The organism is Streptomyces sp. NPDC046876, assembly GCF_040645035.1.
GTDB lineage: Bacteria > Actinomycetota > Actinomycetes > Streptomycetales > Streptomycetaceae > Streptomyces.
In genome coordinates, this window is the sequence record NZ_JBEYXK010000027.1 from 38,683 (window position 1) to 64,504 (window position 25,822).

Sequence of the window (25,822 nt, forward strand, 5' to 3'; positions counted from 1 at the left end):
ACGCGGGTCCCCCGCCACTGCCGGGGAGTCGGTCCCACACCGTGCTGCGCTATCTGCCGTTCCTGCTGATCATCGCGCTGACCATTTACGCCTTCATCGACTGCCTGAACACCCCGGAGGAGGAGGTCAAGCACCTCCCGAAGGTGGTGTGGGTGCTGATCATCCTGCTCTTCTCGATCGTCGGCCCCGTGGTGTGGCTGTTCGCCGGGCGGCAGCGGTCCGCGGTGGGCGGCAGCGGGGGCCGGGCGCGCCGGACGCAGTGGGTGGCGCCCGACGACAACCCGGAGTTCCTGCGGTCCCTCGGCGAGGACCGCGACCGCGACGACAGGGACCGCAGGGACGGCGGCGACAAGGACGACCGGTCCTGATGGCCTGATCCGGTCGTCAGGTCCCTGGCTTGCAGGTGAGCGTGAAGGCCTGCGGGTCCGATGCGTTGCCCGCCCTGAGCACGGCGCTGACCCTGGGCGCCGGGTCCGTGGGCGCATTGCGCGTGGGGGACTTCACGACGAAGTTGACCGTGGGGGTTTCGGGGGCGGTGAACTTGACGTCCGGAGAGGTCTGCCTGCCCTCGCCCGACCACACGTACTCGACGGTCCCGGTGCCGGTTCCGATGAGCTTGCCCTCGAACGTGACGGGCTGCGACGCCTTGCAGTCGACGTCGGGCGTGGCGGTCGACACCTTGGTGATCTGCACTTCCGAGATGCGGACGTTCACGGGCGCGACCCTGGCCGGCTTCTCGCAGCTGACCTGCTGCTGCCCTTGGTGGCGGCCGCCTCCGAAGTACACCGTGTAGGTGCCCTTCTTGACGTCCTGCTCGGTGAAGGCGCCCTGCGCGTCGACGGTGCGTTCGAAGTTCTCCGCTCCCCTCACCTTGACGCGCTTTCCGGAAGGGAACCCGGCCAGCGTCAGGTCGAATTCCACGGGATTCGTGCCGGGGGCCACCACGAGTTTGCAGACGGCTGCGGCCGGCGCGGCCGGCGCGGCGGGCGCCCGTTCGACGGGCGCGGCCTGCGCAGCCGCCACCGGAGGCACGGCGAGCGCGGAGGCGAGGAGCGGGACGAGGAGTGCGGGGCGGGCATGCGGATTCATGCGTTCCCTCCTTACGGGGAAAGCATTGGCGAGTGGGGCGGACGTCGGGGACAGCCGTCGCCGTTCGGGCGCGCCATGGCCGCGGTGGGTGCGGGCCAGGAACTGGGGCGTGAGCGCGGCATCTTCGCGTCGGCCGGTCCCCCGTTCCGGCCCTTGCGGCGCGATCGGCTTCGCGGATCGCGTGCCGTGGACGTCCTCTTTTTCAGGTTAGTCCCGGCGGCCGGGACCGGCATGGCGAGCGGAGGGGCCGCCTACCGGTGGGAGAACGCCGCGTACGAGGAGCGGAGCTCCGCCCAGCGGGCGTCGGTCCAGTGGCTCCAGTCCGCCGGGTGGCCCTGGAGGGCGCCTTCCAGCAACTCGAAGTGGTGGTGCCAGCCGGCCAGGGAGTCGAGCCGGTCCTCGTGGCTGCCGGAGCGCTCGTTGAGGAAGCGGATCACGGTGGAGTCGGTGCCGACGGGCTCGAGGTGGAAGCGGATGCGGCCGTGCTCGGTCACGGTGTACTCGGCGACCCGTTCGACGTCCCAGGCGGTGATCCGGCCGGTGACGGTGGTGCCGGTGTTGAGCCAGCGCAGGGTGACGGCTCCGCCGAGCCGGCGCTCGAGGACGTCCGCCGCGGCCAGCCAGCCGCGCAGCCCCTCGGCCGTGGTCAGGGCCGGCCACAGGGCCTCGTACGCGCAGGGCAGGTGCACTTCGAAGCGCAGGATCCAGCGGTCCTCGCCCCGGCTCTCGCTGGTGGCATGACTCACAGGAGGCATGCCACCAGCGTGCCACTCCTGCGGCTCAGACGCCCGCGTAGGAGTGCTTGCCGCTGAGCAGGATGTTCACGCCGTAGTAGTTCCAGATCCAGCAGGCGAAGGCGAAGAGGGCCAGGTAGGCGGCCTTGCGGCCCTTCCAGCCGGCGGTCGCGCGGGCGTGCAGGTAGCAGGCGTACGCCACCCACGTCACGAAGGACCAGACCTCCTTGGGGTCCCAGCCCCAGTAGCGGCCCCAGGCGTCGCCCGCCCAGATGGCGCCCGCGATGATCGTGAAGGTCCACAGCGGGAAGACGGCCGCGTTGATGCGGTACGAGAACTTGTCGAGGGAGGCCGCCGAGGGCAGCCGCTCCAGCACCGAGCTGCGGAACTTCCCCGGGGTACGGCCGGCCTCGAGCTGGCTCTCGTAGGAGTCGCGGAAGAGGTAGAGGACCGCGCCCGCGGCACCGATGTAGAAGACGGCGCCGCAGAAGATCGCCGTGGAGACGTGGATCCACAGCCAGTACGAGTGCAGCGCCGGGACCAGCTGGTCGCTGTCGGTGTAGAGCCAGGTGACGGCGATGCCGAGGTCCAGCAGGACGGTGGTGACCAGGAGCAGGCCGAGCCAGCGGACGTTCTTCTTCAGCGCGAGCAGCACCAGGTACGCGCCGACGGCCACCGTGGAGAAGGTGAGCGAGAACTCGTACATGTTGCCCCAGGGGGCACGCTCGACGGACAGCGCGCGGGTGACGACCGCGCCCGCCTCGATGAGGAAGGCCAGCGTCGTCAGCGAGACCGCGATCCGCCCGTACAGGTCGCCCTGTGCGGTGCCGCCGGCGGCGCCGGGGCCGTCCGGGACGTCGCGGGTGCCGGTCGCGGAGCGGGTGACGACCTTCGGCTTGTCGAGGACGGCGGTGCCGCCGCCCTGGGTGCGCACCTGCACGGCGGGCCCCGCCGCGGCGCCGGCACCGGAGGCCGCGCCGGTCAGCGCGGCGGCGGTACGGGCGACCTTGCTGCGGCTGCCGAAGGTCCACTCGGCGATGTGCGCGAAGAAGGCGAGCGTGTAGACCGCCATCGACGAATAGACCAGGTAGTTGCTGATCTGGGCCAGGTTCTCGTTAACCGCGGCTGCGAGCGGCGTCATCCGCGCTCTCCTTCGGGGGATTCTTCGACAGGATCAGGCGCGGTGGGCGCCTGCTGGTGCAGCGTGGCGGCGAGTACCGAGAGCTCCTCGGGCACCTTCGCCGACTCGCTGCGGCCCAGGGCCGCCATCTCGACGACGGTCACGCCGTCCTCGCCGGCGACCGCCCGGACCCAGACGCGGCGCCGCTGGATGAACAGCGACGCGGCGAGCCCGCCGATGGCGGCGAGCGCGCCCGCGAGCGCGAGACCGCTGCCGGGCTGCTGGGTGATCGAGAAGGTGGCCCAGCGCTCGATGCCCTCGAACTTCACGGTGCCCGCGCCGTCCGGGAGCTCCATGGTCTCGCCGGGCAGCAGCCGCTTCTTGAACAGCTGCCCGTCGGCGTCCTTGAACTCCTTCATCTTGGAGGTGTTCAGCTGGTACACGTTCTGCGGCAGGCCCGAGTCGACGCCCAGGCTGCCGTGGTAGGCGCTCAGCGCCAGCACGGGGAAGTCGGTGTCCGGGAACTGGGAGAGCATCGTGCCCTGGCCGGCGCCGGCGAAGGTCGGCACGAACATGGCGTTGAAGCCGAGCTGCTCCTTGTTGCCGTCCTTGTCGCGGTAGCCGTCGGTGACCTTGACGGCTCCGGAGGAGCTGAGGTTGCCGTCGAAGGGCAGCATCGGCACGGCGTCCTTGTAGATGACCTTGCCGGTGGGGTCGGTCACCGAGATGACGGGCGCGTAGCCGTGGCCCAAGAGGTAGACCTTCGCGCCGTCGACCTCCAGGGGCTTGTTGACCTGGATCTCGCGCTTCTGCGGGGCGCCGTCGGCGCCCTCGCGGAAGGTGACGTACGCCTTGAAGTCGCGCGGGGTGCCCTTCTGCGGGCCGGTCCGCTCGAAGGTGGCGTCGAACTTGTCGAGGGTGAAGGAGAACGGCGGGAGGTCCTCGGAGCTGAAGAAGCTGCCGGACTTGAAGTCGTCGTACTGGGTGAGGGTGTTCGCGAAGCCCTTGCCGCGCAGGACGAGCTTGCCGCCCTCGGACTTCAGCAGCTGGCCCCAGGCGAACGCCACCAGCAGCACGATCAGCGAGATGTGGAAGACCAGGTTGCCGGCCTCGCGCAGGTAGCCCTTCTCGGCGGCGACGGAGCCGCGGCCGGCCTCGGTGCGAAAGCGCCGCCCGCCCAGCAGGGTCTTCGCATGTGCGAGCACCTCGTCGGGGGCGGCGGCGGTGCGCCAGGTGGTGTACGCGGGCATCCGGTCCAGGCGCCGCGGGGCACCGGGCGGGCGGCCGGTGAGCTGGCCGACGAACTGCCAGGTGCGCGGGACGATGCAGCCGATCAGCGAGACGAACAGCAGCAGGTAGATCGCGGAGAACCACACCGAGCTGTAGACGTCGAAGAGCTGGAGCTTCTCGGCGACCGGGACCCAGAAGGAGTGGTCCTTCTTCCACTGGGCCACCTTCATCGCGTCGACCTGGGTCTGCGGGATGAGGGAGCCGGGGATGGAGCCCAGGGACAGCAGGAAGAGCAGGATCAGCGCGACGCGCATCGAGGTGAGCTGCCGCCAGAACCAGCGGGCCCAGCCGAGCACGCCGATGCCGACGGGCCCGCCGGCGTCCTCGGCGGGGGCCGTGGACAGCTGCGCGCCGGCCGCGGCCTCGGCTTCGGTCTCGGTGGGTTCGGGGGTCGGGTTCGGCGCGCCGGTCCGCGCCTTGTCGGTCGTACTCATGTCCGTGTCGTCCTCAGATCCCCACCGTGAAGCCTCGGGTCCAGCTCTGCGTGTCGCTGATGATGGTGCTCCACATTCCTGTGACGAGGAGCAGCCCGGTCAGGATCAGCATGCCGCCGCCGATGCGCATCACCCAGGCGTAGTGCTGCTTGACCCATCCGAACGCGCCGAGCGCCTTGCGGAAGGCGACCGCGGCGGCGATGAAGGGCAGACCCAGGCCCAGGCAGTAGGCCACCGTCAGCAGGGCGCCGCGGCCGGCGCTGGCCTGGTCCAGGGAGAGCGTGGTGACGGCGGCGAGGGTCGGGCCCATGCAGGGGGTCCAGCCGACGCCGAAGAGCACGCCCAGCAGGGGCGCGCCGAGCAGGCCGGCCGTGGGCTTCTTGTGGAAGCGGAACTCCCGCATGGTCAGGCCCGGTATGGCCCCCATGAAGAACAGGCCGAGGACGATCACCAGGCCGCCCATGACCCGGGAGATGATCTCCTTGTTGCCCACCAGGACGTTGCCGAACTGGCCGAACAGGGCGCCGGTGGAGACGAAGACGGCGGTGAAGCCGAGGATGAACAGGCTCGCGCCGGCCACCATCCGGCCGCGGCGGGCCTCGGCGAGGTCGGCGCCGCTGACGCCGGTGACGTACGAGAGGTAGCCGGGGACCAGCGGCAGCACGCACGGCGAGAAGAACGAGACCAGGCCGGCGAGGACCGCGATGGGCAGGGCCAGCAGCAGGGCCCCGTTGAGGACCGTGGTGTTCACGCCGGCCGACTCGGCGGCCAGGGGCAGGAGCGGGGGGACCACGAGGTCACTGCTCCGCGAGCAGCGGGTCGATCATGGAGCGCAGGTGTTCCTCGTCGAGCGCGGCCAGCGTGCGGGCCGCGATCTTCCCCTGCTTGTCGAGGACGATCGTGGAGGGGATCGCGTTCGGGTTCAGCGTGCCCGCCGGGAAGCGGAGCATCAGCTTGCCGTCCGGGTCGTACAGGCTGGGGTAGGAGATCTGGAAGTTCTCCTCGAAGGCGGCCGCGTTCTGCTTGGTGTTGTCGCGGGTGTTGATCCCGACGAACGCCACGTCCTTGCCCGCGTCGGCGAGCTCCTTGGAGACCTTCGCGAAGTTCGGGGCCTCGGCGCGGCACGGCGGGCACCAGGAGCCCCACACGTTGAGGACGACGACCTTGCCCTTGAGGGCGGTGGTGTCGAGGGTCTTGCCGTCGACGGTCTCGCCGTCGAGCTTGGGGGCCTCGGTGCGCTCGCCCTTGGCGACGGTGGAGATGCCGCTGGGGCCCGTCACGTAGTTGCCGCCGCCGGAACCGGACGGCTTGCCGCCGTCGTCGCACGCCGACAGGGCCAGGGCGCATCCGACGGTCGCCGCCGTCAGCAGGAGGGCGCGGCCGCCGCGGGTCGAGCGGCGACGGGGGGCGCGGCCAATTCTCATGTGAAAAGTTTCGCATGAGCGATTTGCGCGATCTTCCGCGCCCCCCGTCCGGTGGGTTGATTCCCTGGTCAGGCGCCGAACGCCTTCGACTTGCCCTTCACCGGCTTCGCCCCGGCCAGCAGGTGCGCCGGGACCAGGTCCCGGGCCGGCTCGCTGTAGCCCACCGACACCAGCTTGTCGCCCTGGAACGTGAACGAGGTCAGCGAGGCCAGCGTGCACTGGCGGCGCCGCGGGTCGTGCCACAGCCGGCGCTTCTCCGCGAAGCTGCGCACGATCCAGATCGGCAGCTGGTGGCTGACCGCGACGGCCTCGTGGCCGCGGGCCGCGTCCCGCGCCGCCTCGATCGCGCTCATCATCCGGACGACCTGCTCCACGTACGGCTCGCCCCACGACGGCTTGAACGGGTTCGTCAGGTGCTTCCAGTTGCCGGGCTTGCGCAGCGCGCCGTCGCCGACGCCGAAGGTCTTGCCCTCGAAGACGTTCTCCGCCTCCAGCAGCCGGGCGTCGGTCGCCACGTCCAGGCCGTGCGTCTTGGCGACCGGCGCCGCCGTCTCCTGCGCCCGCTCCAGCGGGGAGGAGACCACGTACGTGATGTCGCGGTCCTGCAGGTGCTCGGCGACCCGGTCCGCCATGCGGCGGCCCAGCTCGGAGAGGTGGTAGCCGGCGCGGCGCCCGTACAGGACCCCGTCGGGGTTGTGCACCTCGCCGTGGCGCATCAGGTGGACGACGGTGATGTCGCTCATGCGGAACCTTCCGGGACGGCCTGCGCGGCGGCGCGGGCGGCGGCGGGCAGCGCGGCCGCGATCCGCTCGACGGCCCGCTCGTCGTGGGCGGTGGAGACGAACCACGACTCGAAGGCCGACGGCGGCAGGTACACGCCCTGCGACAGCATCGAGTGGAAGAACGCGTTGAAGCGGAATGCGTCCTGCGTCTTCGCGTCGTCGTAGTTGCGCACCGGCTTGTCGGTGAAGAAGACCGAGAACATGTTGGAGGCGGTCTGCAGGCGGTGGGCGACGCCCTCCTTGGCCAGCGCGTCCGTGAGCAGGCCCTGGATCTGCGCCGACACCGCGTCGACCTTCTCGTACGCGGCCTGGTCGAGCAGGCGCAGCTGCGCCACGCCCGCGGCGGTCGCGACGGGGTTCCCGGAGAGGGTGCCCGCCTGGTAGACCGGGCCGGCCGGGGCCAGGTGGCCCATCACGTCGGCGCGGCCGCCGAACGCCGCGGCCGGGAAGCCGCCGCCCATGACCTTGCCGAAGGTCATCAGGTCGGGCTTGACGCCGTCGACCCCGTACCAGCCGGCCCGCGAGGTGCGGAAACCGGTCATGACCTCGTCGGAGATGTACAGGGCGCCGTTCTCACGGCACAGGTCCGCGAGCCCCTGGTTGAAGCCCTCGGCGGGCGTGACCACGCCCATGTTGCCGGGCGCGGCCTCGGTGATCACGCAGGCGATCTCGCCGGGGTGCGCGGCGAAGGCCGCCCGGACCGCTTCGAGGTCGTTGTACGGGAGCACGATCGTGTCGCCGGCCTGCGCGCCGGTGACGCCGGGGGTGTCCGGCAGTGCGAAAGTCGCCAAACCGGAACCGGCGGCGGCGAGCAGCGCGTCCACGTGGCCGTGGTAGCAGCCGGCGAACTTCACGACCTTGGAGCGGCCCGTGAACCCGCGCGCCAGGCGGATCGCGGACATGGTGGCCTCCGTACCGGAGGACACCAGGCGGACCTGCTCGACGGGCTCGATACGGGCGACGATCTCCTCGGCGAGGGCGACCTCGCCCTCGCCGGGCGTGCCGAAGGAGGTACCGCGGGCGACGGCGGCCTGGATGGCCTCCACCACGGCCGGGTGGGCGTGGCCGAGAATCATCGGCCCCCACGAGCAGACCAGGTCGACGTACTCGCGGCCGTCGGCATCGGTCAGGTACGGACCGGTACCGGACACCATGAACCTGGGCGTACCGCCCACGGCGCGGAACGCGCGCACCGGAGAGTTCACGCCGCCGGGCGTCACGAGGGACGCACGGTCAAAGAGAGTCTGCGAGACTTTGGCTTCATACGGGTACGGGTAGCTCACACGAGCCATGGTCTCATCAGGCCGCGACTCACTTGCGGACGGGCGTTTCACCGCGCCGCCCGCGGGGAGGTCACTGCCATGATGATCAGGCTGCGTGGCGGGGGCCGCGGGGCCGGGGCAGGCAAGACCAGTCGGGTGGAGATATGCAACGCGGTGGTGGACCGGGCGAGGGTACGGACGGCCTCGACCCGAAGCGCGCCCGCGAGGCCCGCGAAGCCCGACGCCGGGGCAGGCACCGCCGGCGGGCCGCGGACGCGGCCGATCCGGTGCCGGAGACCGAGACGGCCGAGGATCCCGGCAGCCTGCTGCTGCCCAGGGGCCGCGGCATGGGCGTGACGTACAAGTACTTCGGCGCCCCCGACGGGGCGACGGCGGCCCGGGTGCCGGTCACGATGCGGCCGGAGGAGCTCGGCGGCGACGAGCTCGGCATGGGCGGCATGTTCACCAAGATCAAGCCGGAGACCATGGCCGCGATGGTCCTCACCGGCATCCAGGGCATACCCCTGCACAAGGTGCCCCCGCTGGAGCTGGTCGTCCTCCACCCGGACTACGCGGTGGTCAAGCTCCCGATGACGGTGGTCGACCCGCTGCGCGACATCGGCGAGGAGTCGGTCGGCGCGGCGGCGTTCATCTGGTCCACGGTCCCGGACCGCAGCGGCCCGCGGGACGCGTTCGACGTCTACCAGCTCCTGCACGAGTGGCAGGACTTCAGCCACCGCCTCCACGAGGCGGGCCACCAGCCGTACTGCCTGGTCTGGCCCTGAGCCGTTGCCCAGGGGCCCTGACCCGTGGGCCCTGACCCATGGGCCCTGACCCCTGGGCTCTTGGGCCCTGACCCTAGAGCCGTGCGCCTGCCCCTGGCCCCCGCCGCGGGGCGGGGGCTCGGCAGGTGGTCGGCGGGTGTCAGGAGGTGGTCAGGACCAGGCGGCCGCGGGTGCCCGGTTCGGCCAGTTCGGCGTGGGCCTTCGCGGCGTCGGCCAGGGGGATCGTGCGGGCCACCCGCAGGGTGAGGGCGCCCTCGTCGACCAGGGCCGACAGCTCCGCCAGGTGCGCGCCGTCGGCGGCGACCTCCTGCTCGACCACCGTGATCCCGCGCTGGGCGGCCGGGGCGGCGTGCGGGCGCAGGCCCACGTAGACACCGCCGTCGCGGACGAAGCCGAGCGCCTCCTCGCCGAGGACCGCCGCGTCGATCACCCCGTCGACCGGCTCGGTCGGGGCCCCGCCGCGCGGGACGAACGCGGTCGCGCCCAGCGACCGTACGAGCTCCTCGTCCCCCTCGCCGGCCAGGGCCGTCACCGCCAGCCCGGCCCGCGCCGCGAGCTGCACCGCGAGCCCGCCGACGATGCCCGCGGCCCCGGTGACCAGCACCGAGGAGCCCGGCGCCAGGTCCAGCAGCCGCACCGCCCGCCCGGCGGTGAGCCCGCTCAGCGGGAGCGCCGCGGCAGCCGCGGTGTCCGCGGTGGCCGGGGCGGGGGCCAGGGCCGAGGCGTCGAGGACCGCGTACTCGGCGTGCGTGCCGAGCGGCTTGACCGGTCCGTAGTGCAGGCCGATCACCTGCCGGCCCACCGACCAGCCGGTGACCCCTTCGCCGAGCTCGTCGATCTCGCCGGCCACGTCCCAGCCGAGGCCGAGCCGCTGCCCGGCGCCGCCGAAGACGCCCACGCGGACCGCGCCGTCCACCGGGTTGACCCCGGCGGCCCGGACCCGGACCCGGACCTGGCCGGCCCCGGGGCGCGGCACCGGCACCTCGACGATGCGCACCTGCTCGGGACCGCCGAACCCGTCGACGACGACCGCCTGCATGGTGCTGTTCGTGATGTTCTCGCTCATGGTCCGTCTCCCGTTTCGTTCGCTCGCTCGTTCGCTCGTTCCTTGTGAGCACTAACTTAGGGAGAGGTACTCTCTTTCCGTAAGTACGCACTTCGGAGTGCGTACCCGACCCGGAAGTGGGTACCCATGGCCACGCTCAGCGCCGCCGCCCGCCGCGACGAGGCGCGCTACGCCTACGACGCCTTCCTCAAGGAATGCCCCACCAGCCAGCTCCTGGCCCGCATCAGCGACAAGTGGGTCGGCCTGATCGTCAGCGCACTGGGCAAGGCCGAGGGCGGCTCCATGCGCTACAGCGACCTCGGCCGCAAGATCCCCGGCGTCAGCCAGAAGATGCTCACCCAGACCCTGCGCTCCCTCGAACGCGACGGCCTGGTCACCCGCACCGTCACCCCGACCGTCCCCGTCCGCGTCGACTACCGCCTCACCGAGCTCGGCGCGGGCCTCGGCGCCCTGCTGTACTCGGTCAAGCTGTGGGCCGAGGACCACTTCGACGAGGTCAGCGCCCACCGCGCCGCCTACGACGAGGCCGCCGGGACCGCGTAATTCCCCCGCACCGGCCCGCCCCGCAATGGCATGCTGGCAGCGTGAACGGACCCGGCATTCACCTCACCCTCGCCCCCGCACTGCGCCTCTTCGCCCCGCCCAGCAGGCGGGCCGAGCGCGTACCGACCGCGATCGACGGCGCGTCCAGCCTCGGCCACGTCGTCGAATCGGCCGGGGTCCCGCTCACCGAGGTCGGCCGGCTCCTGGTCGACGGCCGCGAGGTGCCCGTCTCCTACGTGCCGCGCGCCGGACAGTCCGTCGAGGTGTACGGAGTCGAGCGCCCGCAGCGCGTCGACGGCGCACCGCTGCGCTTCCTGCTCGACGTCCACCTCGGCACCCTCGCCCGCCGCCTGCGCCTGCTCGGCGTGGACGCCGCGTACGAGAACGAGGACATCGGCGACCCCGCCCTCGCCACCCGCTCCGCCGACGAGCAGCGCGTCCTGCTCTCCCGCGACCGCGGACTGCTGCGCCGCCGGGAGATCTTTGCCGGCGCCTACGTCTACAGCGACAACCCCGACGAGCAACTGCGCGACGTCCTGGGCCGCTTCGCACCCGCCCTCGCCCCGTGGACCCGCTGCACCGCCTGCAACGGGGCCCTGCGCGACGCCGACAAGGAAAGCGTCGGCGACCGCCTGGAGCGCGGGACGCACCGCTCGTACGACGTGTTCGCGCAGTGCACGGCGTGCGAGCGGGTCTACTGGCGCGGCGCCCACCACGCCCGCCTGCAGCGCATCGTCAGCGAGGCGGTCGAGGAGTTCGGGGCGGTGGGCAGGCACTGAGCCGGGCCGCGACCCTGTCCGAGCGTCAGAAGGCGTAGCTGTCCCCGGTGTCCAGCGCCAGCACCGCGTGCTGGTTGTTGGACAGGTTCCGGTCGGACGCCCCGCCGTTCCACCAGGTGTCGATCCGGACCACCACCTCCGGGACCGGCTCCTTCAGCGCCAGCAGCAGCCCGATGTGCCGGCCGTACCCGTGCATCGGCAGCGGCCCGGTCTCGCACACCACCTCGCGGGAGCCCGCCCGCACACAGCCCGCGGAGAGCTCCTGCCGGTCCGCCAGCTCGGCCGACAGCCGCACCCGCAGCGTCGCATCGGGCAGCGCGGCCGGCCCGTCGTTCTGCGGCACCAGCCACACGCGCAGCTGCCCCCGCTCCAGGGACACCCGCCCGTGGTAGCCCACATCGGCCTCGTCGGGACCGGGCGCGGCCTCCGGCGCGGGCTCCTGCGCGGCCTCCTGCCCGACCTCTTGCTCGTATCCCTGCGCGGGCGGCTCCTGCGCAAGGGCCGGCCGGCCCTGGACCCCGGCGGCGCCCCCCAGCACCAGCAGGCCCGCCACCACCACACTCCGTACGGCGCAACGGCGCACCGCCACCACCTCCTCCTTCACGCGCGGACGCTAACCGCACCGGCCCCCGACCGGTCGGACCATCACACGAACGAGGGCGCGCCCTCCCCCAACCGGCCCCTGCGTACGCTTCGCGCCATGCTGATCGCCCGCTCCGCCGCCCTGTTCGCCCTCGCCGCCGTCCTGGAGATCGGCGGCGCCTGGCTCGTCTGGCAGGGCCTGCGCGAACACCGCGGCTGGGCCTGGATCGGCGCCGGCGTGATCGCCCTCGGCCTGTACGGCTTCGTGGCCACGCTCCAGCCGCAGGGCGACTTCGCCCGCGTCCTGGCCGCCTACGGCGGTGTCTTCGTCGCCGGCTCCCTGCTCTGGGGCGTCGTCGCCGACGGCTACCGCCCCGACCGCTGGGACATCGCCGGCGCCCTCGTCTGCCTCGCCGGAATGGCCGTGATCATGTACGCGCCGCGCGGCGGCTGACCCCCGCCTATGCTGGCCGGTACCCGCCCGTACGAACACACGCACGCACGCACACCCACGCAGCGCGCACGACCGCACGAGGAGCCCCCACCATGAGCACGGCCACCCGGACCGCAGTCGTCACCGGCGCGAGCAGCGGCATCGGCGCCGCCACCGCCCGGCAGCTCGCGGAGGCCGGCTACCACGTCGTCCTCACCGCCCGCCGCAAGGACCGCATCGAGGCCCTCGCCGCCGAGCTCACCGCCGCCGGGCACTCCGCCGCCGCACACGCCCTCGACGTCACCGACCGGGCCGCCGTCGACGCCCTCGCGGCCTCCCTCGACCGCTGCGACGTCCTGGTCAACAACGCGGGCGGCGCGATCGGCGCCGAGCCGGTCGCCACCGGCGACCCCGCCGACTGGCGCACGATGTACGAGGTCAACGTCATCGGCACCCTCAACGTCACCCAGGCCCTGCTGCCCGCCCTGACCGCCTCCGGCGACGGCACCGTCGTCGTCCTCTCCTCCACCGCCGGACACGCCACGTACGAGGGCGGCGCCGGCTACGTCGCCGCCAAGAACGGCGCCCGCGTCCTGGCCGAGACCCTCCGCCTGGAGATCGTCGGCCAGCCCGTCCGCGTCATCGAGATCGCCCCCGGCATGGTCAAGACCGAGGAGTTCGCCACCACCCGCTTCCGCGGCGACACCGACAAGGCCGCCAAGGTGTACGCGGGCGTCGCCGAACCCCTGACCGCCGACGACGTGGCCGACACCATCACCTGGGCCGTCACTCGGCCCAGCCACGTCAACATCGACCTCCTCGTGGTCCGCCCCCGCGCCCAGGCCTCCAACACCAAGGTCCACCGCGAGCTGTGAACCGCCACCGCCGCTGCCGCGGCTAGGCGACGATCCCGGCCGCCTTCAGGTGCGGCATGAGGGCCGCGGGCTTCAGGCCCGCGGCCCTCGCCGCGTCCAGGGCCCGCTGCAGGTCCGCGCCCAGCGTCGGCGTGAAGTGCAGCAGCACGATGTCACCGGACTTCAGCTGCGGCGTCGGCGGGGTCCGCTCCCAGGTGGTGAAGTCGTACGTCCACGTGACCAGCGCCTTCACCCCGCACGCCTTCGCCGCCAGCCGCACGTCGTCGTCGACCGCCCCGTACGGCGGCCGCAGCAGCTTCGGCTCCCGCCCGAACGCGGCCGCGAGCTGCTCCCCCGCCCCGCAGACCTCGGCGTCCTTCCCGGCGGCGTCGAGGGTGGTGAGGTCCGGGTGGTTGACCGTGTGGTTCTCGACGGTGGCCCGCCCCTCGTCGACGAGCCGGGTGAAGTACCCGGTGTCGTACGAGGTCGCGCCGGGCAGCAGGAACAGCGACACGGGGATCCGCCGCTCGACGAGGGTCTGCGCGGCGCCCGGGTCGTGCACCCACCCGTCGTCGACGGTGATGAAGACGACCTTCTCCTGCGTCGGCACGTGCGACACGACGACGGGCAAACCCACCCCGGCCTGAGCGGACCCGGCGGCCCCGAGAGCGAGCGACAACGACGCAATGGCGGCAAGCGACACACGAGTTCTCCCCATGCCGCCACCTTGGTCTAGACCATCCCCTGCCGTCAATCCCCCGGCCCGAGACCCGCGACCCAACTTGGGCTTCCCCGGGGGAAGTTGTGACGCGAGGCCAGTCGGTGGCGCGCGGGTTGCGCCCGTACGGGTGATGTCGAGCAGTTTGCCCACGGGCGGGGCTACGCTCCAGAACCATGAGCCGCGAAAAGGAGGAAGCCATGGCCGTGACACAGCACGAGACGACGATCGCGGAGGCCGCCGATCGTCTCTCCAAGGAGCTTCCCGGGCACCGAGTGGAGATCCTCCAGGGAAGGCTCACTGTGACACCACCCGCCGACGGGTCGCACGCCCTCACGTTGAGCTGGCTCACCGAGAGGTTCTACGAGGCCGGGGCCAGGAAGGCCGGACTGCGCTACCTCCAGGGCATCGGCATCTGGCTGCCGACCGGTCCCTCGGACTTCGCCATCCCGGATTTCGCACTCGTCAACGCGGACTTCCGCGACTACAAGGGCCGGATGAACTGCTACTCGCCCGACGTCTTCCAGGTGATCGTGGAGGTCACCTCGTCGAACTGGGCGGACGACGTCCACATCAAGGTCGACGCCTACGCCCAGGCCGGCGTGCCCGTGTACATCATCGCCGACCGCCATCACGACGAGGTCATCTACTGCTGCGCCCCCCGCAACGGCACGTACAGCCTGCGCAGGACGTACAAGCGCGGCACGTCCGTCCCCGTTCCCGAGCACCTCGGAGTCGCCGTGGAGCTGCCGGTGGACCTCCTCCTGGACGGCGAGGAGAACTGACACCACGCGGAGGAGCTCCGGACCGAATCCGGTCCGGAGCTCCTCCACTCCCCCGAAATCCGCGCGCCGGGCCTCAGCCCTTCACGCAGATGACCTGCTTGAGCTTGGCCACGACCTGGACCAGGTCGGTCTGCTGGTCGATGACCTGCTCGATGGACTTGTACGCACCCGGGATCTCGTCGACCACGCCCGAGTCCTTGCGGCACTCCACGCCCCTGGTCTGCTCCGCCAGGTCCCGCGCCGAGAACCGCTTCTTCGCCGCCGTGCGGCTCATCTTCCGGCCCGCTCCGTGCGAGGCGGAGTTGAAGGACTTCTCGTTCCCGAGGCCCTTCACGATGTACGAACCCGTGCCCATCGAGCCCGGGATGATCCCGTACTCCCCGCTGCCGGCGCGGATCGCGCCCTTGCGGGTGACCAGCAGGTCCATGCCCTCGTAGCGCTCCTCGGCCACGTAGTTGTGGTGGCAGTTGATCTCCTGCGCGAAGGAGACCTTCGCCTTGCGGAACTCCCGCCGGACGACCTCCTTGAACAGGCTCATCATCACCGCGCGGTTGTACTTGGCGTACTCCTGCGCCCAGAAGAGGTCGTTGCGGTACGCCTCCATCTCGGGCGTCGCCGCGAGGAAGACTGCGAGGTCCCGGTCGACCAGGCCCTGGTTGTGGGAGAGCCCCCGGGCCACGCCGATGTGGTGCGAGGCGAGCTCGTTGCCGATGCCCCGGGATCCCGAGTGCAGCATCAACCAGACCGAACCCGACTCGTCGAGACAGAATTCGATGAAGTGGTTGCCGGATCCGAGCGTTCCGAGCTGCTTCGTGGCACGTTCGTGTCGAAATTTGACCGCATCCGCGAGGTAGTCGAACCGCTGCCACAGGTCCCCGTACCCCGTCGGCCCGAACCCGTACAGCCGCCCCGGATCCACCGCCTCCCGGTGCATCCCCATGCCCACCGGAATCGCCTGCTCGATGCGGGAGCGGAGCTTCGACAGGTCGCCGGGGAGGTCGTTGGCGGTGAGGGAGGTCTTCACCGCCGACATGCCGCAGCCGATGTCGACGCCGACCGCCGCCGGGCAGATCGCGTCCTTCATCGCGATCACCGAGCCGACGGTGGCGCCCTTGCCGTAGTGGACGTCCGGCATCACGGCCAGGCCCTTGATCCACGGGAGGGTCGCGGTGTTGCGGAGCTGCTGCATCGCCTGCTCCTCCACCGACGCCGGATCGGCCCACATCCGGATCGGGACCTGCGCCCCCGGTACCTCTACGTACGACATACGGTCTTAATCCCCCGAAACCCACAGAAAACTCAGAATAGGCAAAAACCCTCGCTCACAGTCCCAAACCAGACAGGGAACCGGCGCCGGCACCAACGTGTGCGATAGACATTGTGTCCAGCCGCGTCCAAAGCGCGGCAACGCATTTTCCTGACCGCCGGACCCCGGCAGGTCGAAGGGAGCCAGTGGACGTGCAGCGCAAGGCGGCGGTACGGCGAGCCCTGCCGGGCATCGCGATGCTCACCGCGCTCGTGGCCGGCGTGGCCGGCCTGACCGGGTGCACCAGCGGGAACGACGGCGGGAGCAAGACCGACTCCAAGGCCGGCGACAGCTCCCCCGCGCCCGCCCCGGCCGGGAAGTACCGCAGCCTGCCCGCGCCCTGCAAGGCCACCGAGGCCAAGCGCCTGAAGGCCATGCTCCCGGCCGCGGCCGGCCTCACCGACGAGCAGCGCACGCAGCTGTACGCGGGCGCGGCGGACACCTCGTACGACGCCGACCGGCACGTGGGCTGCCGCTGGACCGCGCAGACCCCCGAGGAGACGCGGCTGCTGTCGGTCGGCTTCGAGCGGGTGGTGTCGTACGACCGGGCGGCCATGAGCGACGACGACAAGGCCCGCCAGGTCTACGTCCGCCGGCTGACCGATGCGCACCTGCCGTTCCCCGGCCCCACCGCGAGCCCGACCCCGACCCCCGCCCCGGGCGGCGGCACCCCGGCGGCGACCCCGCCTGCGGGCGGCGCCCCGGCCGCGACCCCGCCCGCCACCGGAGCCGCCACCCCGCCGGCCGCCCCGCCCGCCGCCGGCACCGGCAGCCCCGCGCCCACGCCCGAGCTGGGCTCGCGCGTCCTCGAGGGGCTCGGCAGCGAGGCGTACCTCGAGGACAAGCTGAGCCCGGCCGGCGCCAGCGCCGCGCAGGCGCGGACGGTCAGGGTGGTGTTCCGCACGTCGAACGTCATCGTCACCGTCGAGTACAGCGTGCAGCCCTCGCTGCCCGGCACCGTCCCGCCCGCCACCGAAACCCAGGAGAAGGTGCGGCAGTTGGCGCAGGCTCTCGTCGAGCGGTTCAACGACTGACGGCGGGGCCCGCACGGGCCCCGCCGTGACGGCGCGCACAGCAGGCGCGCGCCGGGTCGGGCTACCGTTGCACGGGTCCCGCAACCGAACAGCGTCCGCACCGCGTCCGTCCACTGAACGCGCCCCACAACGTACTGACTGAAGGAACCATGCACCGATCAGCCTCGCGCCTCACCCGTGTGCTCGCCTGCGCCGCCGTCGTACCGGTGATATTCGCCGCCGCCGGATGCTCGTCCGACTCGGACAAGGGCAAGGGCTCGGGCTCCGACGGCAGCAAGAAGGCCGGCGCGTCGGCGTCCGCCAAGCCGAACGGGAAGTCGGCGGCGCCGCTGGAGAAGGCGGCCTACGCGACGCTCCCCGACCCGTGCAAGTCGCTCCAGGCCAAGACCATCGAGACGATCGTCCCGGAGGCCAAGGAGAAGAACGGCACGGCGACGAAGTCGAACGACCTGAACAGCCGGGCCAGCTGCTCCTGGAACGGCCTGGACGAGGACGGCCTGAAGGGCTCGCAGTACCGCTGGCTGTCGGTCTCGCTGGTCCGCTACGACTCGCACGCCTCGCTCGGCAGCGCGAACAAGCGCGCCGAGGACCAGTACAACAAGCAGATCGAGCAGGCGAAGGCCACCGAGGGTGCACAGAACGTGAAGCCCGAGGCGGCCGGCGGCATCGGCGACGCGGGCACCTCGATCGTCTACAGCGTGAAGAAGGACGTGGACTTCTTCAACACGACGGTCGTCGCGCGCACCCAGAACGTGGTCGTCACGCTCGACTACAACGGGGCCGCCTACGAGGGCGCGGGCGCTCCTGACCAGGCCAAGCTGCTCGAGGCCGCGATCTCCGCGGCGAAGGAGGTCGTCGGCTCGGTCGACGCCGCCAACCAGCAGCAGAAGCAGCCCGAGGCGTCGGCCTCCCCCTCCCAGCAGTAGGACGCGGCGCAACCGAGGGGCTTACTGGAGGCTGACATTCAGTCACCCGTACAGTCACCCGTACGCTGTGCCTGCCGTAGCTCGACAAGGGGAGGGGATCGCGGGTGGCCGCGATGCAGCTGACTCGTACGCACCGGATACTCATCGGCGTCGTGGTCGCGGGTGCCGTCGTCATCGCGGGCATCGGCTTCGCGGGCTCGTACGCCGCCGTGCGCGCGCTGGCCGAGAAGAAGGGCTTCGGCACCTTCTCGCTGGTGTTCCCGATCGGCATCGACGCCGGCATCTGTGTGCTGCTGGCACTGGACCTGCTGCTGACGTGGATCCGGATCCCGTTCCCGCTGCTGCGGCAGACGGCGTGGCTGCTGACCGCGGCGACGATCGCGTTCAACGGCGCGGCCGCCTGGCCGGACCCGCTGGGCGTCGGCATGCACGCCGTGATCCCGGTCCTGTTCGTGGTCGCGGTGGAGGCGGCGCGGCACGCGGTGGGCCGGATCGCGGACATCACCGCGGACCGGCACATGGAGGGCGTGCGGATCACGCGCTGGCTGCTGTCGCCGGTACCCACGTTCAAGCTGTGGCGCCGGATGAAGCTGTGGGAGCTGCGCTCGTACGAGCAGGCCGTCGGCATGGAGCAGGACCGGCTGATCTACCAGGCGCGGCTCCAGGCCCGGTACGGGCGGGCGTGGCGGCGCAAGGCCCCGGTGGAGGCGCTGATGCCGCTGCGGCTGGCCCGGATCGGCGTCCCGCTGTCACAGACGGCCCCGGAGGGGCTGGCGGCGGCGGGCATCGAGCCGGCACTGCTGCCGCCGGGTGAAGCGGGGACGGCGGCCCCGGCCGCGGTCTCGGCTTCGGCTTCGGCTCCTCAGGCGCTGGTCCAGGCGCAGGCCCAGGCCCAGGCCCAGGCGCTGGCCCAGGCGCAGGCGCAGGTGGCGGCCCTGACCCCGGAGCAGGCCAAGGCGCTGGGTCTCACCCCGGAGCAGGCCGCCGCCCAGGCGCAGGCGCTCGGCCGTGCGCAGGCGCTGGCTGCGGCGGGCGGGGTGCCCGGCATGCCGCTCCCGGGGCCGGGCCAGCACCCCGCGCCGGCGTTCGCTGTGGACCCGACCGCCATGCCGGCGGCGCACAACAGTGCCTGGTTCGCCGCGCCGCTGGCCCCGCAGGCCGCGTACGAGGGCGGCTACAACCCGCAGTACGTCGAGGGTCTGGAGCCGACCCCGGTGATGCCGCCGTCGGGCCCGGAGCTGCCGGAGGAGGCGGCGGCGGTGGTACCGGCTCAGGCGCAGGTGCCCCGTCCGTCCCAGATCCTGGAGGCGCAGGGGGCCGAGGACGCGGCCGAGGGCCCGGCGGAGCCGGAGGCCGTGGACGAGGTGAAGTTCGCGGAGGCCGCGTACGAGGTCTTCCGGGCGTACATCGACGAGTACGGCGGCTTCCCGAACCCGGAGCAGCTGGACATACACCTCTCCGACCGCCTCGGGATCGTGCACCCGCGCAGCGCGTCGACGCTGCGGCGGCTGATGCCGGACCTGAAGCAGCGCTACCAGCGCGACCTGGAGAACGAGCACATCGCCTAACGCGGCACGCGACCCGAAGTGCACGGCACGCGGCACGCGGCACGCACAGCATGCGGAAGGGCCCGCACCCCAGGGGTGCGGGCCCTTTCACATGGCCGGAGCCGCTCAGGCTGCGGCAGTTCAGGCGGCCAGCAGCTTGCGCACCCGGTCCGCCCCGACCGCCAGCAGCAGCGTGGGCAGGCGCGGGCCGGTCTCCCGGGTGACGAGGAGGCGGTACAGCAGCGCGAAGAAGGAGCGCTGGGCGACCTTCAGCTCGGGCGTCGGCTTGGCGTCGGGCTCCAGGCCGGCCATCACCTTCGGCACGCCGTACACGAGGGTGGTGAGCCCGTCCAGCGACCAGTGCGAGTCCAGGCCCTCCAGGAGCAGCTCCAGGGAGCGGCGGCCCTCGTCGTCCAGGGAGGCGAGCAGCTCGGTGTCGGGCTCCTCGCGGACCAGGGTGCGCTGGTCGGCCGGGACCTGGGTGGTGATCCAGTTCTCGGCGCGGTCCAGGCGCGGGCGCACCTCGTCGAGGGAGGTGAGCGGCTGGGTCGGGTCCAGGTCGGTCAGGATGCGCAGGGTCTGCTCGTCGTGGCCGGCGGTGATGTCGACGACCGAGGCGAGGGTGCGGTACGGCAGGGGGCGCGGGGTGCGCGGCAGCTCGTGCGAGGCGACGCGGACGGCGCGGGAGTGCGCGGCGGCGTCGGCGGGGAGCACGGAGCCGTCGGCGACCTTGGCCTCCAGCTTGTCCCACTCGTCGTAGAGCCGCTGGATCTCCTGGTCGAAGGCGATCTTGAAGCTCTGGTTGGGCTTGCGGCGGGCGTACAGCCAGCGCAGGAGCTGCGGCTCCATGATCTTCAGCGCGTCGCCCGGGGTGGGGACGCCGCCCTTGCTGGAGGACATCTTGGCCATGCCGCTGATGCCGACGAAGGCGTACATGGGGCCGATCGGCTGCTCGGCGCCGAAGAGGTGCACGATCTGCCCGCCGACCTGGAAGGAGGAGCCCGGCGAGGAGTGGTCGACGCCGGAGGGCTCGAAGATCACGCCCTCGTAGGCCCAGCGCATCGGCCAGTCGACCTTCCAGACCAGCTTGCCGCGGTTGAACTCCGACAGCTTGACGGTCTCGGTGAACTCGTCCTCGGTGCAGACGTAGGTCATCTCGGTCGTCTCGGCGTCGTACGAGGTGACCTTGGTGAAGTCCTTGTTGCACTCCCCGCAGTACGGCTTGTACGGGAAGTACTCCGAGCCCTCGGCGCTGCCGTCGTCCTCGCTCGCCGCGCCGGAGCCCTCGGCGGCCTCCAGCTCGGCCTCGTCGACCGGCTTCTGGCCCTGCTTCTTCGCGGCCTTCGGCTTGGTGCGGTACTGGGCGAGGACGGCGTCGATGTCGGCGCGGTGCTTCATCGCGTGCAGGATCTGCTCGCGGTAGGCGCCGGCGAGGTACTGCTCGGTCTGGCTGATGGGGTCGTACTCGACACCCAGCTCGGCCAGTGCCTCGACCATGGCGGCCTTGAAGTGCTCGGCCCAGTTCGGGTACTCGGAGCCCTCGGGGGCGGGCACGGCGGTCAGCGGGCGGCCGATGTGCTGGGCGTGGGACTCCTCGGTGACGCCCGGGATGCCCTTGGGGACCTTACGGTAGCGGTCGTAGTCGTCCCACGAGATCACGTGCCGGACCTCGAAGCCGCGGCGGCGGATCTCGTCGGCGACCAGGTGCGGGGTCATGACCTCGCGGAGGTTGCCCAGGTGGATGGGGCCGGAGGGGGAGAGTCCGGACGCGACGACGACGGCTTTGCCCGGGGCTCGGCGCTCCGCCTCGGCGATGACCTCGTCCGCGAAACGGGAGACCCAGTCGGTCTCGGTGCTGCTCTGGGCGCTCTGAGCCACGACACGTCCTTCTATCTCGAATGCTGCCTTCAGCCATTCTCCCAGACGGAAGCGGGCGCTCCGGGGTTGCCCGCGGACCCCTGCGATCTGGGGAGTTATCCCGGGAAATGAGACGCGCCCGCGTGGGATACTCGGCACTTGTCGGAACAACCAAGTGCACCTGGGTGACGCGGCGCGACGCGGGCCCGGGGCACGACCTCACAGGAACGGCAGCTCATGGCCTCGGTCCCTTCCCTCGCTTCTTCGGTCCATCAGCGCGTCGCGGACGCCCTCGCCTCGGCCCTGCCGGAGGCCGGTGCCGCCGACCCGCTGCTGCGACGAAGCGACCGGGCCGACTTCCAGGCCAACGGCATCCTGGCGCTCGCGAAGAAGGCCAAGGCCAACCCGCGCGAGCTGGCCACGACTGTCGTCGGCGGCCTGGACAAGGGCGGGGTGATCGAGGAGATCGAGGTCTCCGGCCCCGGCTTCCTCAACATCACCGTCTCCGACCGGGCGATCATCGAGACCCTGGCGGCGCGGGCCGGCGACGACCGCCTCGGCGTCCCGGTCTCGCCGACGGCCGGTACGACGGTGATCGACTACGCGCAGCCGAACGTGGCGAAGGAGATGCACGTCGGCCACCTGCGGTCGGCGGTCATCGGAGCGGCGATGGTCGAGATCCTGGAGTTCACCGGTGAGACGGTCGTGCGCCGCCACCACATCGGCGACTGGGGCACCCAGTTCGGCATGCTCATCCAGTACCTGATCGAGCACCCGCACGAGCTGGACCACAAGGCCGGCGCGGATGCCGCGGCGGACGTGCAGGCCTCGGGCGAGGAGGCGATGTCCAACCTCAACCGCCTGTACAAGGCCTCGCGGGCGCTGTTCGACGCCGACGAGGAGTTCAAGACGCGGGCGCGGGCCCGGGTCGTGGACCTCCAGGCCGGCGACGAGGAGACGCTGGCGCTGTGGCAGCGGTTCGTGGACGAGTCGAAGATCTACTTCTACTCGGTCTTCAACAAGCTGGACATGGACATCCAGGACCAGGACGTGGTCGGCGAGTCCGGCTACAACGACATGCTGGTCGAGACGTGCCGGCTGCTGGAGGAGTCGGGCGTGGCCGTCCGCTCCAACGGCGCGCTGTGCGTGTTCTTCGACGAGTACAAGGGCCCGGACGGCAACCCGACCCCGCTGATCGTCCAGAAGTCCGACGGCGGCTTCGGCTACGCCGCGACCGACCTGTCGGCGATCCGCGACCGCGTCGGCAACCTGAAGGCCGACACGCTGATCTACGTGGTCGACGCCCGGCAGTCGCTGCACTTCAAGATGGTCTTCGAGACGGCCCGCCGCGCCGGCTGGCTGAACGAGGACACCAAGGCCGTACAGCTGGCCTTCGGCACGGTCCTCGGCAAGGACGGCAAGCCGTTCAAGACCCGCGAGGGCGAGACGGTGCGGCTGGTGGACCTGCTGGACGAGGCGATCGACCGCGCCGCGGCCGTGGTCCGGGAGAAGGCGCAGGACCTGACGGAGGCCGAGATCGCCGAGCGGGCCGTCCAGGTCGGCATCGGTGCGGTGAAGTACGCGGACCTGTCCACGTCGGCCTCGCGCGACTACAAGTTCGACCTGGACCAGATGGTCTCGCTGACCGGCGACACGTCCGTGTACCTCCAGTACGCGTACGCCCGTATCCAGTCCATCCTGCGCAAGGCCGGGGACGCGAAGCCCGCTGCCCACCCGGAGCTGCCGCTCGCGCAGGCCGAGCGGGCGCTCGGCCTGCACCTGGACGGCTTCGGCGAGCTGCTCGCCGAGGCGGCCGCGGAGTACGCGCCGCACAAGCTGGCCGCGTACCTGTACCAGCTGGCTTCGCTGTACACGACGTTCTACTCGGAGTGCCCGGTCCTGAAGGCCGAGACCCCGGACCAGGTCGAGAACCGCCTGTTCCTGTGCGACCTGACCGCCCGCACCCTGACCAAGGGCATGTCCCTGCTCGGCATCCGCACCCCCGAGCGCCTCTGACGCTCCACCGGCTCCACCCGACGGCCCCCGGCGCACCCGCCCCGGGGGCCGTCGCACGCCGCCTGGCGGCGGCAGATCGCCGACGCCTACGACATCGGCCCCGTTCCGGCATTCATGGCCCGCTGGTGGGGCGAGTACGCCCTCGCCCGGTACCCCGAGCTCCACCGGCACGTCGCCGATCTCGAAGCACGGGCCGCCGAAACCGCGGACGCCGACACGGCCCGCAAGCTCCTCGCCGAGGCATCCCGCATCCACCACGAACTGCGCAGCCCAGGACCAGCGCTGCTCCGCCCCTCCGACTACGTTCGGTGTCATGTCTCCCGGTGATCGAGCCGGCGTCGCCCTGGACCCCGCGCTGCGAGTGCGCCTGAAAGCCCAGGCCGACGCGGTGGGCCTCAGCCTGTCCGCGTACGTCACTGCCGCCGTCTTGCGGCAGATGGACGAGGACCTCACGGCGACCAAGGCCTCGCCGCTCCCCTCCACCGCCGAGGCGCGCTGCGCTGACCGCGCCCGCAGCGGTGTGACGCGGGACACACCGAACGTTTTGGCGGGTCGGGTCCTCTTCGGGGTGTTGTCCGTACGTCGCACACGACACGAGGGGGCTCCCATGACGGCCATACCGACGGCCCGGCCGGCCGCGTTCCGCTTCCGCTCCACCGCACCCCTGGGCACCACCGCCCGCCGCCGCGCCGCCGCCGCACTGGCCGGGCTGCTGGCCGCGGACGGGCTCGTGCACCTCTACTGGGCGACCGGCGCGACCTGGCCCGCCGCCGACGAGCGGGCCCTGTCGCTGGCCGTCCTCGGCATGGACGTGTCCTTCGCCCCGCCCGTCGTCCTCCCCCTCGCCGCGCTCACCCTGACGGGGGCCGCCGCCGTCCTCGCGCACGGGTACGGCCGCGGCGGCCGGCTCACCCGCCTGGTGACCGGCGCGGTCGCTGCGGGCCTGGCCGTACGGGGCCTCGCCGGCCTGGGGTGGGCGGCCCGGCTCCTCGACAGCCCGCCCGGCCCCTTCCACACCCTGAACCTGCTCCTCTACACCCCCGCCTGCCTCGGCTTCGGCTGGGCCGCCGCCCGCCTCGCGAGAGCGCGGTGAGCGCCCTGACCCCGGCCGACCGCGACCGCGGAGTCGCCCTCGCCCGCGCCGCCCGCGCCGGGAACACCCTCGCGCTGCACGACCTGCTCGACCACCTCGGCCCGTACATCGCCCGCATCTGCACGCCGATCGCCCTCGCGGACGGCCCGGACGCGACGCAGGAGGCGCTGCTCGCGGTGTTCACGTCGCTGCGGGGCCTGCGCGACCCGGAGACCCTGTACGGGTGGGTGCGCGCGATCGCCGTACGGGAGGCGGTGCGCACCGCCCGGCGCGCCGCCCGCGCCCGCCCGGCCGAGCTGGCCGACCTGCCCGGGCCGGGGTCCGGCGACCCCCATCTCGCCGCCGACATCGACGACGTCCTGGCCCGGCTCACGCCCGGGCAGCGGGCCGTCCTGGTGCTGCGGGACATCGAGGGCCTGGACGAGGAGTCCGCGGCAGCCCTCCTCGGCGTCCCGGCCGGCACCGCCAAGTCCCGGCTGCACCGGGCCCGTACGAGCTTCCGGAAGGCGTGGTTCTCATGACGTACACGGCTGGCGCGGCGAGCCGCGCGAACCCGGTGGACCCGGGCCTGGACCCGGTGGCGCGGATTCGGATCATGGCTGCGGGGGTCCGTGGGGCCCGGGTGGTCGAACAGGTCGTTCCGGCTCCGGTGGAGGCCGTCTGGGCGGTGATGTCCGACCTGGAGGGCGAGTTCGGGCGGTTCCAGCCGGACATGCGCAGCCTGCGCGTTCTGCGGGTGGCCGGCGACCGGGTGGAGGCCCTGGCCCGCAGCAAGTACGGCTTCCGCGCCCGCCTGCGCGGGGTGGTCCGGCCGGGGTGGTGCTGGCTGCAGAGCCGCTTCCTGATCATCGGCATGGCGGCGTCCCCGACCCCGGACGGCGGCACCCGCGTGGCCCTGACCGGCGGCGTCCGCGTCCCGGGCCGCGCAGCCATCGTCCCGGTGGGCACGGCGCGCGAACTGGCGTCCGCGATGGAACGGCTGCGGGAGCGGGTGGCGGCGGCCGAGTGCGGGCGCTCGTGAGGGGCCCGGAGGCCCCTCACGGTGTCCGCCCTCTCTGGGTCGCTTCGCGTCAGCCGGTCAGCGGGTAGGAGTGCCGGCCGGTCGCCTCGTCGATCTCGCCGTGGGCCTTCTGCAACATCTGGGACGCGAGATCCATCAGCGCACGCGCGCCGGCGATCTCTTCTCCGACCCTCAGCTGCTCGGGATCGGAGGGGTGGCGCATGGCGTAGCCGCGCGCTCTCATCTCGGAGCCGTCACCGAGCCTGACCATGGCCGCCGCAGTGGTGCGGTGGCCGTCCTCGGTGAACTCGAGCTCCACATGCCACCCGACCAGTGTGGACATGCTGCATCACCTCCAGGGGT

The 25,822-nt window shown here is 72.1% G+C and carries 29 protein-coding genes; 15 read left to right on the forward strand and 14 right to left on the reverse strand.

Translation table 11 applies throughout. From position 1 onward, the window contains the following. Nucleotides 1-41: 41 nt before the first annotated feature. Nucleotides 42-368, forward strand: a complete 327-nt coding sequence (locus tag ABZ924_RS17205; RefSeq protein WP_361909710.1) for a PLD nuclease N-terminal domain-containing protein — start codon at nt 42-44, stop codon at nt 366-368. A 16-nt stretch (nt 369-384) separates the two neighbouring features. Here the strand turns inward: ABZ924_RS17205 and ABZ924_RS17210 are convergent, their stop codons facing one another. The 8 genes from ABZ924_RS17210 to hemL all read right to left on the reverse strand — a co-directional run bounded on the left by ABZ924_RS17210 (nt 385) and on the right by hemL (nt 8,165). Further along, nucleotides 385-1,089 (reverse strand): hypothetical protein, encoded by a 705-nt coding sequence (locus ABZ924_RS17210; protein WP_361909712.1) that lies wholly within the window; start codon nt 1,087-1,089, stop codon nt 385-387. Between the two features lie 251 nt (nt 1,090-1,340). Continuing rightward, nucleotides 1,341-1,844: an SRPBCC domain-containing protein gene (locus ABZ924_RS17215; protein WP_361909714.1), complete on the reverse strand. Its 504-nt coding sequence runs from the start codon at nt 1,842-1,844 to the stop codon at nt 1,341-1,343. A 25-nt stretch (nt 1,845-1,869) separates the two neighbouring features. Continuing rightward, entirely contained in the window at nt 1,870-2,964 is a 1,095-nt protein-coding gene (gene ccsB / locus ABZ924_RS17220; RefSeq protein ID WP_361909716.1) for a c-type cytochrome biogenesis protein CcsB, read from the reverse strand. Then, nucleotides 2,961-4,667, reverse strand: a complete 1,707-nt coding sequence (locus ABZ924_RS17225) for a cytochrome c biogenesis protein ResB (RefSeq protein ID WP_361909719.1) — start codon at nt 4,665-4,667, stop codon at nt 2,961-2,963. Before ABZ924_RS17225 ends, ccsB begins: the two co-directional genes overlap by 4 nt. Nucleotides 4,668-4,680: 13 nt before the next feature. Further along, nucleotides 4,681-5,460: a cytochrome c biogenesis protein CcdA gene (locus ABZ924_RS17230; protein ID WP_361909722.1), complete on the reverse strand. Its 780-nt coding sequence runs from the start codon at nt 5,458-5,460 to the stop codon at nt 4,681-4,683. 4 nt (nt 5,461-5,464) lie between these two features. Next, complete coding sequence (locus ABZ924_RS17235; protein WP_361909724.1) at nt 5,465-6,091, reverse strand: TlpA disulfide reductase family protein; 627 nt, start codon at nt 6,089-6,091, stop codon at nt 5,465-5,467. 68 nt (nt 6,092-6,159) lie between these two features. Beyond that, on the reverse strand, nt 6,160-6,834 hold the full coding sequence (locus tag ABZ924_RS17240) for a histidine phosphatase family protein (RefSeq protein WP_361909727.1): 675 nt from the start codon (nt 6,832-6,834) through the stop codon (nt 6,160-6,162). Then, nucleotides 6,831-8,165, reverse strand: coding sequence for a glutamate-1-semialdehyde 2,1-aminomutase (gene hemL / locus ABZ924_RS17245; protein ID WP_361909730.1), 1,335 nt, complete (start codon nt 8,163-8,165; stop codon nt 6,831-6,833). Before hemL ends, ABZ924_RS17240 begins: the two co-directional genes overlap by 4 nt. A 134-nt stretch (nt 8,166-8,299) precedes the next feature. On the opposite strand from hemL, the gene ABZ924_RS17250 reads away from it, so the two are divergent. Further along, entirely contained in the window at nt 8,300-8,920 is a 621-nt protein-coding gene (locus tag ABZ924_RS17250; RefSeq protein ID WP_361909733.1) for a hypothetical protein, read from the forward strand. 139 nt (nt 8,921-9,059) lie between these two features. Here ABZ924_RS17250 and ABZ924_RS17255 read toward each other — a convergent pair whose 3' ends face one another. Then, nucleotides 9,060-9,959: an NADP-dependent oxidoreductase gene (locus ABZ924_RS17255; RefSeq protein WP_361909842.1), complete on the reverse strand. Its 900-nt coding sequence runs from the start codon at nt 9,957-9,959 to the stop codon at nt 9,060-9,062. A 153-nt stretch (nt 9,960-10,112) separates the two neighbouring features. Here ABZ924_RS17255 and ABZ924_RS17260 point away from each other — a divergent pair, with 153 nt between their 5' ends. Further along, the gene (locus ABZ924_RS17260) at nt 10,113-10,529 is read left to right on the forward strand and encodes a helix-turn-helix domain-containing protein (protein WP_361909736.1); all 417 of its coding nucleotides are present in this window, start codon (nt 10,113-10,115) and stop codon (nt 10,527-10,529) included. A 41-nt stretch (nt 10,530-10,570) separates the two neighbouring features. Then, a complete protein-coding gene (locus ABZ924_RS17265) occupies nt 10,571-11,308 on the forward strand; it encodes a Mut7-C RNAse domain-containing protein (protein WP_361909739.1) in 738 nt (245 codons plus the stop codon). Between the two features lie 25 nt (nt 11,309-11,333). On the opposite strand, the gene ABZ924_RS17270 is transcribed toward ABZ924_RS17265, so the two are convergent. Further along, the gene (locus ABZ924_RS17270; RefSeq protein WP_361909742.1) at nt 11,334-11,912 is read right to left on the reverse strand and encodes a hypothetical protein; all 579 of its coding nucleotides are present in this window, start codon (nt 11,910-11,912) and stop codon (nt 11,334-11,336) included. Between the two features lie 96 nt (nt 11,913-12,008). On the opposite strand from ABZ924_RS17270, the gene ABZ924_RS17275 reads away from it, so the two are divergent. Further along, complete coding sequence (locus tag ABZ924_RS17275) at nt 12,009-12,344, forward strand: YnfA family protein (RefSeq protein WP_361909745.1); 336 nt, start codon at nt 12,009-12,011, stop codon at nt 12,342-12,344. 92 nt (nt 12,345-12,436) lie between these two features. Next, nucleotides 12,437-13,198 (forward strand): SDR family NAD(P)-dependent oxidoreductase, encoded by a 762-nt coding sequence (locus ABZ924_RS17280; RefSeq protein WP_361909748.1) that lies wholly within the window; start codon nt 12,437-12,439, stop codon nt 13,196-13,198. 22 nt (nt 13,199-13,220) lie between these two features. Here the strand turns inward: ABZ924_RS17280 and ABZ924_RS17285 are convergent, their stop codons facing one another. Next, nucleotides 13,221-13,787, reverse strand: coding sequence for a polysaccharide deacetylase family protein (locus ABZ924_RS17285; protein ID WP_361909751.1), 567 nt, complete (start codon nt 13,785-13,787; stop codon nt 13,221-13,223). A 284-nt stretch (nt 13,788-14,071) separates the two neighbouring features. Here ABZ924_RS17285 and ABZ924_RS17290 point away from each other — a divergent pair, with 284 nt between their 5' ends. Beyond that, nucleotides 14,072-14,680, forward strand: coding sequence for a Uma2 family endonuclease (locus ABZ924_RS17290; RefSeq protein WP_361909754.1), 609 nt, complete (start codon nt 14,072-14,074; stop codon nt 14,678-14,680). A gap of 73 nt (nt 14,681-14,753) precedes the next feature. Here the strand turns inward: ABZ924_RS17290 and ABZ924_RS17295 are convergent, their stop codons facing one another. After that, nucleotides 14,754-15,947 carry an RtcB family protein gene (locus ABZ924_RS17295; protein ID WP_361909757.1) on the reverse strand — a complete coding sequence of 398 codons (1,194 nt, stop codon included), beginning with the start codon at nt 15,945-15,947 and terminating at the stop codon, nt 14,754-14,756. A 191-nt stretch (nt 15,948-16,138) separates the two neighbouring features. Here ABZ924_RS17295 and ABZ924_RS17300 point away from each other — a divergent pair, with 191 nt between their 5' ends. The 3 genes from ABZ924_RS17300 to ABZ924_RS17310 all read left to right on the forward strand — a co-directional run bounded on the left by ABZ924_RS17300 (nt 16,139) and on the right by ABZ924_RS17310 (nt 19,514). Then, nucleotides 16,139-17,020: a DUF3558 domain-containing protein gene (locus tag ABZ924_RS17300; RefSeq protein WP_361909760.1), complete on the forward strand. Its 882-nt coding sequence runs from the start codon at nt 16,139-16,141 to the stop codon at nt 17,018-17,020. 149 nt (nt 17,021-17,169) lie between these two features. Beyond that, nucleotides 17,170-17,946 carry a DUF3558 domain-containing protein gene (locus tag ABZ924_RS17305; RefSeq protein ID WP_361909762.1) on the forward strand — a complete coding sequence of 259 codons (777 nt, stop codon included), beginning with the start codon at nt 17,170-17,172 and terminating at the stop codon, nt 17,944-17,946. A gap of 104 nt (nt 17,947-18,050) precedes the next feature. Further along, nucleotides 18,051-19,514 carry a DUF2637 domain-containing protein gene (locus tag ABZ924_RS17310; RefSeq protein WP_361909765.1) on the forward strand — a complete coding sequence of 488 codons (1,464 nt, stop codon included), beginning with the start codon at nt 18,051-18,053 and terminating at the stop codon, nt 19,512-19,514. Between the two features lie 120 nt (nt 19,515-19,634). Here ABZ924_RS17310 and lysS read toward each other — a convergent pair whose 3' ends face one another. Next, the gene (gene lysS, locus ABZ924_RS17315; protein ID WP_361909767.1) at nt 19,635-21,371 is read right to left on the reverse strand and encodes a lysine--tRNA ligase; all 1,737 of its coding nucleotides are present in this window, start codon (nt 21,369-21,371) and stop codon (nt 19,635-19,637) included. 216 nt (nt 21,372-21,587) lie between these two features. Between lysS and argS the strand changes: the two genes are divergently transcribed. The 5 genes from argS to ABZ924_RS17340 all read left to right on the forward strand — a co-directional run bounded on the left by argS (nt 21,588) and on the right by ABZ924_RS17340 (nt 25,480). Then, entirely contained in the window at nt 21,588-23,366 is a 1,779-nt protein-coding gene (gene argS / locus ABZ924_RS17320) for an arginine--tRNA ligase (protein WP_361909770.1), read from the forward strand. A gap of 114 nt (nt 23,367-23,480) precedes the next feature. Continuing rightward, complete coding sequence (locus tag ABZ924_RS17325; RefSeq protein WP_361909772.1) at nt 23,481-23,693, forward strand: hypothetical protein; 213 nt, start codon at nt 23,481-23,483, stop codon at nt 23,691-23,693. Continuing rightward, nucleotides 23,680-24,459 (forward strand): DUF3995 domain-containing protein, encoded by a 780-nt coding sequence (locus tag ABZ924_RS17330; protein WP_361909775.1) that lies wholly within the window; start codon nt 23,680-23,682, stop codon nt 24,457-24,459. The genes ABZ924_RS17325 and ABZ924_RS17330 overlap by 14 nt, the downstream gene beginning before the upstream one ends. Next, nucleotides 24,456-24,980: a sigma-70 family RNA polymerase sigma factor gene (locus ABZ924_RS17335; protein ID WP_361909778.1), complete on the forward strand. Its 525-nt coding sequence runs from the start codon at nt 24,456-24,458 to the stop codon at nt 24,978-24,980. Before ABZ924_RS17330 ends, ABZ924_RS17335 begins: the two co-directional genes overlap by 4 nt. Beyond that, nucleotides 24,977-25,480 (forward strand): hypothetical protein, encoded by a 504-nt coding sequence (locus tag ABZ924_RS17340; RefSeq protein WP_361909781.1) that lies wholly within the window; start codon nt 24,977-24,979, stop codon nt 25,478-25,480. The genes ABZ924_RS17335 and ABZ924_RS17340 overlap by 4 nt, the downstream gene beginning before the upstream one ends. A gap of 49 nt (nt 25,481-25,529) precedes the next feature. Here the strand turns inward: ABZ924_RS17340 and ABZ924_RS17345 are convergent, their stop codons facing one another. Continuing rightward, nucleotides 25,530-25,802 (reverse strand): DUF1876 domain-containing protein, encoded by a 273-nt coding sequence (locus ABZ924_RS17345; RefSeq protein WP_361909784.1) that lies wholly within the window; start codon nt 25,800-25,802, stop codon nt 25,530-25,532. Nucleotides 25,803-25,822 lie beyond the last annotated feature (20 nt).